Genomic DNA, 12,381 nt, shown 5'->3' on the forward strand with positions numbered 1-12,381 from the left:
TGCTTTTAATTTAGGGTTATCCCTATAATGGTTTACCCCAAGACGAAACGGACTGGAGAACACCATGAGCGAACTGACCTTGAACCACACTATCCGCCTGACCGATGCGCTGGAGCGCGACCTGCTCCGCGGCGCTCTCGAGAACCAACCCAATTCCCATCCGCTGACCAACCTGAAGAAGGCTGGCCAAGCTGTAGTCGCCGCTGTTGCTGGTGTCTTTGCCTTCATCGACGAAGTGAACGAATCGATGAACAAGGCCCGCGCCGCCAGCTCGCGCTTCTCCGGCTCGCAGTGGTAAGACCAGCCGCGCTGGACTGAATCGCGACCGATCTCCCGCGATTTCATCCGGCGCGCTGCCGTTGCAACGCCCGCTTAGCTGAATAAGCGCCCGTTGCTGCGGACCTTCGGCGCCTGCCCTCCCTGGCGCCATCGCGCCGCGCCGGCCCCACTAAGCAGTGGGGTCCCCGCGACGCCCTCCCTGCTCTCCCCCCGCATTTTCTGCCTCTCGGCGTTTTCCCTAGCGCCCGATTTCTTCATTGACAGCGCGCGAACCGCCTACCGATAATCGGCCCCTTGCCGTCGTGCCTGACGCCAAGACCCCGAGCAGTCCCCGGCTGGCAGCAGCCTGCCCGCTGGCCCAGGTGGTTCTTACCCAAGCACGATCCGGTTCGTTTTCCATCCGGAGTTGTCATCATGAAGTTGCGCACCACCCTGGCCCTTGTGGCCGCCGCCATCCCCTTGGCTGCCGCCCACGCCCAGACGCTGAAGATCGGCCTGTCGGCTGAACCCACTTCGGCAGACCCCCACTATCACAAGATGACGCAGAACGATGCGTTCTCGGCGCACGTCTACAGCTCCCTGGTTGGCCGCAACGCCGACATGAAACTGACGCCCCAACTGGCTACGTCCTGGAAGACCCTGGACGACCTGACCTGGGAATTCAAGCTGCGTGACGACGTCAAGTTCTCGAACGGCAAGCCCTTCACGTCCGAAGACGTGCTGTTCACGATCTGCCGCACCCTGAACAACGAAACCAACGTGTCGCAGTCCTATATGGACATGACCAAGCGTTTCGTCGATGTGCAGACGCCGGATGCGCACACCGTGATCATCAAGACCAACGAACCGTTCCCGCTGATGCCCGCGGAACTGGCGCGTTCGCTGCCGATCGTCTGGAACGGCATTGTTGAACACGGCAAGCTGACGTTCGATCCGAAGAAGGGTTGCGGCGTCACGGGCGCATGGCCCACCGTGGTTGACTTCAACAACGGCAAGGATGCCATCGGCACCGGCCCGTACACCCTGAAGTCCTACGTTAAGGGCACCGGCATCGAGCTGGTTCGCAACGAAAACTACTGGGGCGAGAAGCCATACTGGAAGGAAGTGAAGTTCGTGCCCGTGCCGTCCGCCGGCCCGCGCCTGACTGGCCTGCTGTCGGGTGACTTCGACATGATCGAAAACCCCGCCGCCCGCGACCTGCCGCGCCTGAAGGACAACCCCAAGTACGGCTTCGTTGCCACGCCTTCCACCCGCCTGGTGTTCTTCCAGCCGGACGTGGGCCGCAACCCGAGCCCGTTCGTCAAGACCACCGACGGCAAGAACCCGCTGCAGGATCTGCGCGTGCGCAAGGCTATTTCGATGGCCATTGACCGCAAGACGATCACCGCCCGCATCATGGACGGCATGGCCACCCCGGCCTACCAGTTCATGCCCGACGGCATGTTCGGCGCGCTGCCCAAGGCTCCGGAAATCAAGTACGACCCGGAAGGCGCCAAGAAGCTGCTGGCCGAAGCTGGCTACCCGAACGGTTTTGAAATGACGCTGTCGTCCACCAACGACCGTTATGTCAACGACGGCCAGATCGCCCAAGCCGTGGCCCAGTACCTGGCCCGCGTTGGCATCAAGACCAATGTGGACGCCATGACGGCTTCCATCTACTTCCCCAAGCGCGCCAAGCGCGAGTTCAGCTTCTCGATGGGCGGCTGGCCGGCGGAAACGGGTGAAGCCTCGGCGCTGTTCCAACTGTGGGTGGCATCCCTGGATTCCCCCAACAGCCTGGGTACCAGCAACTACGGCGGCTTTTCCAATGCAGACTTCGACAAGATCTACAAGGAAGCCATCGTGACGGTGGACGTGCCCAAGCGCGAGAAGCTGTTGCAACAATCCACCCAGATCGCACTGGACAACGTGCCGCTGATCCCGTTGCACTTTGAAAGCAGCATCTGGGCCTTCCGCAAGGGCATCACCTACGAAGGCCGCCGCGACCAGTACACGCTGGCCACTTCGGTCACGCCCGATAAGAAGTAATCAGGTCCGCCTGAACCAAAACGGCTGCCAATGGCAGCCGTTTTTTATGGGCTTTTCAGTCCGCCTCCCGTCATTCACCCCGCCGGCCCCGCCTCCAGCGCGCGGTCCAGCTCGCGGGACAACAGCTCGATGAAGGCTTCCGCCTTGGGCGGCAGGACACGCCCGGGCATCACCTGGATCTGCAGGGTCCGCGATTGCAGTTCCGCGTTGGAAATCGGCACGGCGACCAGTTCGTCGCGCCGCAGACTCCACGCCACCGAGATGTAGCCGCTGAGCATGATGGCGTCCGAGCCGAACACAAAACCGTGCAGTGGCGAGGAATCGTTGCAGGTCAGCACCGGTTCCAACTGCACCGATTCCAGCGCGCAGCCCATTTCGAAGAGTTGCCGCGTGGTAGTGCCTGGCCCCGTCAACGCCAGGGGATAGTGGCTCAAGTCCTGCAAACTGACGCTGCGCCGGCCAGCCAGAGGATGGTTGGCCGCCATCACCGCGTGAACCGGCGCGCGGCGCGAATAACGGACGCTGACCCCGCTGACGCGCTCGGCAATGAATGTCATGGCCAGCTCGACGCTGCCTTCCGCGACCCGGCGGCTGACATCGGCGGGCGAACCCACGTGCAGGTCGAAGCGAATATTCGGCCGCTCCTGGCGGAAGCGCGCCATCACCGACGGCACAAAAATGCGGGCCACGCCTTCGACGGCCGCGACCCGGATTTCATTGCGCGCCTCGCCTTTGGTCGCCGCTATCTCCTGAAGGACCGATTCAGCCTCAAGCATCGTGCGCCTGGCATGCGCCAGCATCAGTTGACCCGCCTGGCTCAACACCATGCCCCGGGCGGCGCGCTCAAATAGCGGGGCCCCCGCTTCTTCCTCCAGCTTGGCAATCTGCCTGCTGATGGCCGACACCGCCACATGCAGGCGTTCGGACGCGCCGCTCAGGCTACCCGCCTGGGCAACCTCCAGAAAGTACTTTAAGGCGATGCCGTGCACGCTGAACCCTCGTCGACAGAACGGGCTATTGAACAGACCTTTGCCTTTTAAGCAAAGCTTGCGATAAATATTCTAATTGTAGAGAAAGCTGCCAAGCTCCTAGAATTCGCTCAATATGCCAAGCAGGCGCGCGCATGACGCGCCCGGATAAAAGGGAAAAACAGTGTCAGCAGCCATCTCCAGCGCCTGTCGCGCCAATTTTTTCTATTGCGCTCGCGCGCGCGTCAAATAGGCGCCCAGCCGCCGCCCCCGAAGCTCCAACCCCTATACAATCCCTTCGCTTCATCGGAGTTCCCATGCCCACGACCATCCCCGCGCCCTTGCCGCGTCCCTTTCTTCTTGCTTGTCCGGATCTGTCGGCGGAACGCTTGGGCAATACGGATACGCCCGGCGTCTGGCATTTTGACTCCGGCGTGCAGGGCAAACATGTGATGTTGAGCGCGCTGGTCCACGGCAACGAGCTGTGCGGCGCGTGGGCATTGAAAGAAGCATTGGCGGCGAAGCTGCTGCCGCGCCGCGGTTCACTGACCCTGGCCTTCTGTAATCTGGCCGCCTTCGACCGCTTTGACTCCGCCAATTACGCCCCCGCGCGCTTTGTCGATGAAGACATGAACCGCGTCTGGAGCGACGACAAGCTGGCGCTGCCGATCAGCCAGGAGCGCCGCCGTGCGGCCGAGATCCTGCCGTGGTTGCAGCAAGCCGATTGGCTGCTGGACTTCCATTCAATGAGCAATTCCGACGTGCCCTTGCAATTGACGGGCATGGAACAACGCAATATCGACCTGGCGCTGGCGCTGGGCAACCCCGCCACCATCATTGCCGACGCCGGCCACGCCGCAGGCGTGCGCATGCGCGACTACGGCCGGTTCGGCGAATCGGGCGACAACGGCACCCGCTCCCTGCTGATTGAATGCGGTTTCCACGGCGCGCCCGAAGCGCGCGGCGTGGCCGTTGATCAGATGGCCCGCTTCCTGGTAGAAGCCGGCACGGTCGATCGCAACGACATCCCGGCGGACTGGTTCACCCCGGGCGCACCGATTCAACGCGCGCTGCGCGTGACGCATGCCGTCGCCGCCAAAAGCGCCGACTTCCGTTTTGCAGAGCCGTGGAAGGGACTGGAAACGCTGCCCGCTGCCGGCACCATCATCGGCTGGTCCGAAGGCGAACCCGTCACCACCCCCTACGACAACTGCGTGCTGATCATGCCGTCGACCGCGAATCTGCGGGCTGGCGTAACCGTCGTCCGGCTGGCGCAACCCATCGTTTAAGCAAGAAACGCGTGGCGCCCATCAAGAGGCGCCGCCGGCAACACCCATAACAACCAGGGAAAAATATGTCAGCCAAGGTTTTCACTCGCAGCGCATTGCTGGCCTGTGCGCTTACCGCCTGTGCGCCCGCCGCGCTGGCACAGGCCCAGCCGGCTACCTTGAAGATCGGCCTGTCTTCCGAGCCGACCTCGATGGACCCGCACTACCACCAAGCCACCCCGAATGATGCGATGACCTCGCATATGTTCGAGACGCTGGTGGGGCAGGACGCCAAGATGAACCTGATTCCGCGCCTGGCCACGGCCTGGACGCCGGTTGACGACAACACCTGGGAATTCAAGCTGCGCGACGGCGTCAAGTTTTCCAACGGACAGCCGTTCACGGCGCAGGACGTGATCTTTACGTTCTGCCGCGTCATGAACAACGAACAATCGATCGGCGGCTCCTATGCCGGCATCGTCCAGAAATTTGCCGACGTGCAGGCCCGTGACGCCACCACGCTGGTCATCAAGACGCACAAGCCCTACCCGCTGCTGCCCAACGATCTGACGCGCACGGCCATGCTGTGGAGCGGCATTGTTGAACACGGCCCCATTACGTTCGACCTGAAGAACAAATGCGGCGTGACGGGCGCCTGGCCCACCGTGGCCGACTTCAATGGCGGCCGCGACGTGGTCGGCACCGGCCCCTACACCTTGAAGTCCTACGTAAAAGGCACGGCCATTGAATTGGCCCGCAATGACGGCTACTGGGGCGACAAACCGGCCTGGCAGAACGTCAAGCTGGTCCCTGTGCCCGCAGCTGGCCCGCGCCTGACGGGGCTGCTGGCTGGCGATTTTGATCTGATCGAAAACCCCGCCGCCCGCGATGTGAAGCGCATTTCGGAAACTCCGGGTTTCGGACACGTGATCACGCCGTCGGTACGCGTGGTGTATTTCCAGTTTGACGTGGCGCGCAATCCCAGCCCCACGGTCAAGGCGGCAGACGGCAAGAATCCCTTGCAAGACGTGCGGGTGCGCCGCGCGATCTCGATGGCGATAGACCGCAAGACCATCGCGGCGCGCATCATGGACGGGGCGGCCACGCCCGCCAACCAATTCTTGCCCGACGGCATGTTCGGCACCCTGCCCCATCCGCCCGAGCTGAAATACGACCCAGACGGCGCCAAGAAACTCTTGGCTGACGCGGGTTACCCGAATGGCTTTGAGCTGACGATTTCTTCCACCAACGACCGCTACATCAACGACGCCCAGATCTCGCAAGCCGTGGCGCAATACCTGTCGCGCGTGGGCATCAAGACAACCGTCGACGCCATGACGCGTTCGGTGTACTTCCCCAAACGCGCCAAGCGCGAATTCAGCTTTGCCATGGGCGGCTGGTCGTCGGAAACCGGGGAAGCCTCGTCTTTCCTACAATACTGGGTCAGCAAGTTCGACAAAGAGCAGGGCCTGGGCACCAGCAACTACGGCGGTTACGACAGCCCCGAGTTCGACGGCGTATTCAAACGCGCCCTGGTGACCGTGGACCCGGTTGAGCGGGAAAAGCTGCTGCAAGCGTCTCTGACCCTTGCGCTGGCCGACCTGCCCAGCATTCCCCTGCATTTTGAAAGCAGCATCTGGGCGTTCAAGAAGGGACTGGTCTACGAAGGCCGGGCCGATCAATACACCCTGGCCATGTCGGCCAAACCCGCCAAGTAAACACGCGGCGCCAAGAAACCCTGAGCCCACCAAGGAAATCATCAAGTGGCCTTGTTCATCCTACGCAGACTGATACAGAGTCTGTTCGTGCTGCTGGCCGTTTCGGTCGTGGTCTTCTTCGCGGTGTATGCCGTGGGGGACCCGATCGAACTGCTGGTCAGCCCTGAAGCCAGTCAGGCCGCTCGCGAGGCAATGATTGCCCGCCTGGGCCTGGATCTGCCCGTGTGGCAGCAATACATAGGTTTCCTGTGGCGCGCGCTGCATGGCGACCTGGGCACCTCTTTTGTCCACGGCATTCCCGCCATAGAACTGATCGTGCAGCGCATTCCGGCCACGTTCGAGCTGGTGCTGGTCGCCATCATGCTGACCTGTGTGGTCGGGATTCCGCTGGGTCTGGTGGCGGGCCTGTACCGCGACGAATACCTGGGCCGCGGCATCATGGCGTCGTCGGTACTGGGTTTTTCGCTGCCGAACTTCTGGCAGGGCATGATGCTGATCCTGCTGTTCGCGGTATGGCTGGGCTGGCTGCCCGCCACCGGACGCGGCGACACCGTCACCGTGCTGGGTGTGCGCCTGTCCATTCTGACGGCCGACGGCTGGTCACATCTGATCATGCCGGCCATCAACCTGGCGCTGGCCAACATCGCGCTGGTGCTACGCCTGACCGCCTCCGGCGTGGTTGAAGCGCGCAGCCAGGACTACGTGAAGTTCGCGCGGGCCAAGGGCGTCAAGCCCGGCCGCATCGTGCGCCGCCACATTCTGCGCAACATTCTGATCCCCGTCGTCACGGTGATCGGCATGGAATTCGGCAGCCTGATCGCCTACTCCACCATCACGGAAACCGTGTTTGCGTGGCCGGGCATGGGCAAGCTGCTGATCGATAGCGTCTACCAGCTGGACCGCCCTGTCGTCGTGGCCTACGTGATGCTGGTCACCCTGATCTTCGTGGTCATCAACCTGGTTGTGGACATTCTGTACGCCGCGCTTGACCCGCGCGTGCAGCTCGTGACCCCCGCACAATAATCCGCCATGGCTAACTCTCCGAATCCCGGCCGCACCCGCACCGTCCAGCCTCTGGCTGAGACGCCCAAGCGCGCCTCTATCCTGAAAAAACTGCATGCGCGCCCCACGGTGCGCGGCTCCGTGATCGCCCTGGCCATCCTGGTGATCCTGGTGATCTTCGCGCCCTACTTCGCGCCGCAGAACCCGTACGACCTGGCCAACCTGTCACTGATGGACGGCCGTCTGGCGCCGCGCCAAGCCTTGATGGACGGCAGCATCGCATGGCTGGGCACTGACGATCAGGGCCGTGACATGCTCAGCGCCATTCTGTATGGCCTGCGCATCAGCCTGATGGTGGGCCTGTCTGCCGTCGTGCTGGCAACAGCCATAGGCGGCGCAATTGGCCTCGTCGCTGCCTATGTCGGCGGCGTGGTCGACACCATCCTGATGCGCATCGTCGACTTCATCCTGGGTTTCCCGACCATTCTGGTGGCGCTGGTGCTGCTGGTGGTGCTGGGGCGCGGGGTCGACAAGGTGATCCTGGCGCTGGTGCTGGTGCAGTGGGGCCATTACGCCCGCATCATGCGCAGCCGCGCGCTGCAAGAGCGCCGCAAGGAATACGTCGAAGCTGCTGCCAATCTGGGTTATCCGGCCTGGCGCATCATGCTCTATCACCTGCTGCCCAACTGCCTGGGCCCGGTCATGGTGTTTGCCACCATTCAGATCGCCACCGCGATTGCGCTGGAAGCGACGCTGTCGTTCCTGGGCGTCGGCGTGCCGATCACCGAGCCGTCGCTGGGCCTGTTGATCTCCAACGGATTCCAATACCTGCTGTCGGGTGACTACTGGATCAGCCTGTTCCCGGGCATTGCACTGCTGGTGCTGATTCTTTCCATCAACATCGTGGGCGACCGCCTGCGTGAAAGCCTGGACCCGCGACGAGCATGAGCGACATTCTTCTTGATGTGCGCGGCCTGCGCACTGCATTTCATACCGAAGCCGGCGCATGGCTGGCGGTCGACGGCGTGGACCTTACCGTCCGGCGCGGCGAGATCGTCGGTCTGGTCGGCGAATCGGGTTCCGGAAAATCCGTGACGGGCTTCTCCTTGCTGGGTCTCATCGACCCGCCCGGAGAAGTCGTGGACGGCGAAGTGAAGTTCAAGGGCACCGACCTGCGCTCGCTGTCCGAAGAGCAGATGCGCCAGTTGCGCGGCAACCGCATCGCCATGATCTTCCAGGACCCGTTGATGACGCTGAACCCGGTGCTGCGCATCGGCGAGCAGATGATGGAAGCCATCCTGACGCACGAAAACGTGTCGCGCGCCGAGGCCCAGGAACGCTGCCGCGAGGCGCTGGCCATGGTGGGCATCCCGTCGCCGGAATCGCGCTTGAAGAGCTATCCGCACGAGTTTTCGGGCGGTATGCGTCAACGCGTGGCCATCGCCATCGCCATGCTGAACAAGCCCGACCTGATCATTTGCGACGAGCCGACCACTGCCCTGGACGTCACCATCCAGGGGCAGATTCTGTACCGCATGCAAGAGATCTGCCGCGAGCACAACACGGCGCTGATCTGGATCACCCACGATCTGGGCGTGGTCGCCGAACTGGCCGACCGCGTGGCCGTCATGTATGCCGGCCGCATCGTTGAAAGCGGCCCGGTCGAACAAGTGCTGGAATCGCCGCGCCATCCCTATACCAAGGGACTGCTGGATTCGATGCCCGGCGCCACCCAGCCCGGCGCGCGCCTGCACCAGATCAACGGCATGGCGCCCAGTCTGGCGGGCCGTCCGTCCGGCTGTGCGTTCCGCCCGCGCTGCCCCAAAGCGGTCACGCGTTGCACCGAACAAGCCCCCTCCGTTACCACCGAAGGTCCGCGCAGCTTCCGCTGTTACGTGCCGATAGCCCGCGAGGCACAGCAAGCATGAGCCCAGCCGATACTCCCGTCATCGAGCTCAAGAACGTCCACAAGCGATTCGAACAGCGCCCTGACCTGGCCCAACGCATCCTGTCCCTGACTGGCCGCCCCATTGATCGCCGCACCGTGTACGCCGTCAATGGCGTAGACCTGTCGATCAAGCGTGGCGAAGTGGTGGGACTGGTGGGCGAGTCCGGCTGCGGCAAGTCCACCTTGGGCCGCGTCGTGGCCGGCCTGCATCGCCAGACCGAAGGCGAGCTGCTGTATCAAGGCCAGGACGCCATCCGTCTGCGCGGCGCTGAAAAGCTGGCCTACACGCTGGGCGTGCAGATGATCTTCCAGGACCCGCAGGCCTCGCTGAACCCACGCCAGCGTCTGCGCCAGATCCTGGGCGAATCGCTGAAGGTTCACAAGCTGGCGCCCCCTGCCGATATCCCTGGCCGCATTGACCAGGCATTGAAGGAAGTGGGCCTGGACCCGGAATACCGCGACCGCTTTCCGCACCAGATCTCCGGCGGCCAGCGCCAGCGCATCGGCATTGCCCGCGCGCTGATGGTGGCGCCCAAGTTCCTGGTCTGCGACGAACCCGTGGCCGCGCTGGACGTGTCCATTCAGGCGCAGGTGATCAACCTGTTCATGGATCTGCGCGAACAGCACGGATTCACGTACCTGTTCATCAGCCATGACCTGGGCGTGGTCAAGCACATCTCGGATCGCGTTGCGATCATGTACCTGGGCAAGATCGTGGAGATTTCCACGTCGGCCGAGATTTTCGCGCGGGCCAATCACCCCTACACTCAAGCCTTGATGGCTGAAGTGCCGGACGTCGCGCGCCGTGGCCGCAAGTTCACGCCGATCAAGGGCGAGATCCCGTCGCCGCTGAATCCGCCCCCGGGCTGCACCTTCAATCCCCGTTGCCCCCACGCCATGCCGCGATGCCGCGAGCAGGCGCCGGCCCTGAAAGAAATCTCCGCAGGCCACTGGTCGGCCTGTCATCTGAATGAAGCGAGCGCCTGATGAAACCCTCTGATATGTCCAACGTGGACCGCATCGCCATTGAAATGGGCCATGCGGGACGCAACACCATTGCCTACATCGACGAAGATCGCAACTCCGATCGCCCGTTCAAGCTGCAGACCTACCGCCCTTACGGCTACACGCCGGACCGCCCGGTTGTCATCGTGCAGCACGGCGTGCTGCGCAACGGTGACGAATACCGCGATTTCTGGGTGCCGGCCGCCGACAAGCACAAGCTGCTGATCGTGGCGCTGACGTTCTCCAACGAGATCTGGCCCGGCGTCGAAAGCTACAACAACGGCCGGGTGTTCTCCGCTGGCGGCAATCCGCGCCATATCGACGGCTGGACCTACGCGCTGGTCGGCAACGTCCTTCAGGACATGATCGACGGGGAAATCATCGACGGCCAGAACACCTATCTGTTCGGCCACTCCGCAGGCGGGCAATTCGTGCACCGCTTGATGAGCAGCCAGTCGCACGCGCCGTTCAAGGCAGTCACCGCCGGCAACCCGGGCTGGTACACCTTGCCGACCTTCGACCACCCCTTCCCCGAAGGCATGGATGGCGTCGGCATGACCGAAGACCATCTGGTGAAGCTGCTGGCCTACCCGATGACCATCCTGGCCGGTGACCAGGACATCGCCACCGACGATCCCAACCTGCCGTCCGAGCCCGCCGCCATGCGCCAGGGCCCGCATCGCTTCGCGCGCGCTCAGAACTACTACGAGTTCGGCCGCAAAGAAGCCGAGCGCCGCGGCGTGCCGTTTGGCTGGAAGCTGCAAGTGGTGCCCGGCATCGGCCACGATGGCCGCGCCATGTCGGCCGTCTGCGCCAGCCTGTGGTTTGACGGCCAGATGCCTGACGACGCCGAACTGGCCCGCCTGGCTGGCCAGCAGGTCGCCTGACCGACCGCCCTTTTTCCATTGCTGAATTCCGATACCGCCATGTCCAATACTCAGAGCACTGAACAGATCGTCGCTGGCATTCAAAGCTGGCTGCAATGCGAATCGCCGTCGAACTTCCCCGACGGCATCGCCGCGATGGCCCGCATCATCGCCGACTACGCAGCCGCCGCCGGCCTGACCGTGGAACTGTCGTCGCTGGGCCCCACCACGGGTCCTCTGCTGTACGCGACCAACCGCGCCCCCGGCGACACCCGCCCCGGCATCCTGATCCTGGCGCACATGGACACCGTGCACCCGGTCGGCACGCTGCTGGAGAACCCGGTGCGCATCGACGGCGACCGCCTCTACGGCCCCGGCAGCTATGACATGAAGGCCGGCATCTACCTGGCATTGACGGCCCTGGCAGGCGTTGCCCGCCCCGGCGCCACGCAACTGCCGGTGGATTTCCTGGTGGTGCCCGACGAAGAAACCGGCAGCCACGCATCGCGCGTACACATCGAACGCTTTGCCGCCAACGCCAAGTACGCGCTCGTCTGCGAACCCGCCCGTCCCAACGGCGGCAAGTGCGTCACTGCCCGCAAAGGCACCGGCATGCTGAACCTGAACGTCAAGGGCCGCCCCGCCCACGCCGGCATGCAACACGAGAAAGGCCGCAGCGCCATCCGTGAAATGGCGCACCAGGTCCTGGCGCTGGAAGCCATGACCGACTACGACCGCGGCATCACCGTCAGCGTCGGCACCATCGCCGGCGGCACCGTCACCAACACCGTGCCCGCGCTGTGCCGTTGCGTCGTCGACTTCCGCGTACCCGACATGGGCGCCGCCGAAGACGTGCTGCGCCGCATGCGCGAATTGTGCGCAGTGGGTCCGGACGTTGAGCTCGACATCAACGTAGAACTGAACCGCCCGCCGATGGTAAAAACCGAAGCCGCCGCAAACCTGCTAGCCCTGGTTCAAGGCTACGCAGACCGCGCCGGTTTCCTGCTGGAAGATGCTCCGATGACCGGCGGCGGCAGCGACGCAAACTTCACGTCCGCAATGGGCATCCCGACGCTCGACGGCCTGGGCGCAGACGGCGACGGCGCGCACACATTGAATGAATACATCCTGGTGTCCACGCTGGAACAGCGCCTGAAGTTCTGGGAATTGCTGCTGAAAGAACTGGCATAACGATGCCCACGGCGGGCAATAAAACGCCCGCAAGCTCAAACCAAGAAATCCGTCACCAAAACCGATGGGCGGCGCGCGGAAGGATCTACATTCAAACGTAGATACCCA

At 63.4% G+C, this 12,381-nt stretch carries 11 protein-coding genes; 10 read left to right on the forward strand and 1 reads right to left on the reverse strand.

Translation table 11 applies throughout. From position 1 onward, the window contains the following. The first annotated feature begins 64 nt into the window (after positions 1-64). Entirely contained in the window at positions 65-298 is a 234-nt protein-coding gene (locus tag RAS12_RS19800; protein WP_306938291.1) for a hypothetical protein, read from the forward strand. A gap of 395 nt (positions 299-693) precedes the next feature. Continuing rightward, positions 694-2,307, forward strand: coding sequence for an ABC transporter substrate-binding protein (locus tag RAS12_RS19805; protein ID WP_306938292.1), 1,614 nt, complete (start codon positions 694-696; stop codon positions 2,305-2,307). Between the two features lie 74 nt (positions 2,308-2,381). On the opposite strand, the gene RAS12_RS19810 is transcribed toward RAS12_RS19805, so the two are convergent. Continuing rightward, positions 2,382-3,296 (reverse strand): LysR family transcriptional regulator, encoded by a 915-nt coding sequence (locus RAS12_RS19810; protein ID WP_306938294.1) that lies wholly within the window; start codon positions 3,294-3,296, stop codon positions 2,382-2,384. A gap of 296 nt (positions 3,297-3,592) precedes the next feature. On the opposite strand from RAS12_RS19810, the gene RAS12_RS19815 reads away from it, so the two are divergent. From RAS12_RS19815 to RAS12_RS19850, 8 genes are all read left to right on the forward strand, one after another. Further along, positions 3,593-4,564, forward strand: coding sequence for a M14 family metallopeptidase (locus tag RAS12_RS19815; protein ID WP_306938296.1), 972 nt, complete (start codon positions 3,593-3,595; stop codon positions 4,562-4,564). A gap of 65 nt (positions 4,565-4,629) precedes the next feature. Next, positions 4,630-6,261 (forward strand): ABC transporter substrate-binding protein, encoded by a 1,632-nt coding sequence (locus RAS12_RS19820; protein WP_306938297.1) that lies wholly within the window; start codon positions 4,630-4,632, stop codon positions 6,259-6,261. A gap of 45 nt (positions 6,262-6,306) precedes the next feature. Further along, positions 6,307-7,284 carry an ABC transporter permease gene (locus RAS12_RS19825; protein WP_306938300.1) on the forward strand — a complete coding sequence of 326 codons (978 nt, stop codon included), beginning with the start codon at positions 6,307-6,309 and terminating at the stop codon, positions 7,282-7,284. A gap of 6 nt (positions 7,285-7,290) precedes the next feature. Next, entirely contained in the window at positions 7,291-8,211 is a 921-nt protein-coding gene (locus RAS12_RS19830) for an ABC transporter permease (RefSeq protein ID WP_306938302.1), read from the forward strand. Further along, positions 8,208-9,191 (forward strand): ABC transporter ATP-binding protein, encoded by a 984-nt coding sequence (locus RAS12_RS19835; RefSeq protein ID WP_306938304.1) that lies wholly within the window; start codon positions 8,208-8,210, stop codon positions 9,189-9,191. The genes RAS12_RS19830 and RAS12_RS19835 overlap by 4 nt, the downstream gene beginning before the upstream one ends. Beyond that, the gene (locus RAS12_RS19840; protein WP_306938306.1) at positions 9,188-10,198 is read left to right on the forward strand and encodes an ABC transporter ATP-binding protein; all 1,011 of its coding nucleotides are present in this window, start codon (positions 9,188-9,190) and stop codon (positions 10,196-10,198) included. The genes RAS12_RS19835 and RAS12_RS19840 overlap by 4 nt, the downstream gene beginning before the upstream one ends. Continuing rightward, positions 10,198-11,103, forward strand: a complete 906-nt coding sequence (locus tag RAS12_RS19845; RefSeq protein WP_306938308.1) for an alpha/beta hydrolase family protein — start codon at positions 10,198-10,200, stop codon at positions 11,101-11,103. The genes RAS12_RS19840 and RAS12_RS19845 overlap by 1 nt, the downstream gene beginning before the upstream one ends. A gap of 39 nt (positions 11,104-11,142) precedes the next feature. Beyond that, positions 11,143-12,273 carry a M20 family metallopeptidase gene (locus RAS12_RS19850; protein WP_306938310.1) on the forward strand — a complete coding sequence of 377 codons (1,131 nt, stop codon included), beginning with the start codon at positions 11,143-11,145 and terminating at the stop codon, positions 12,271-12,273. The last annotated feature ends 108 nt before the right edge of the window (positions 12,274-12,381 follow it).

The organism is Achromobacter seleniivolatilans, from assembly GCF_030864005.1.
Taxonomy (GTDB): Bacteria; Pseudomonadota; Gammaproteobacteria; order Burkholderiales; family Burkholderiaceae_B; genus Achromobacter; species Achromobacter seleniivolatilans.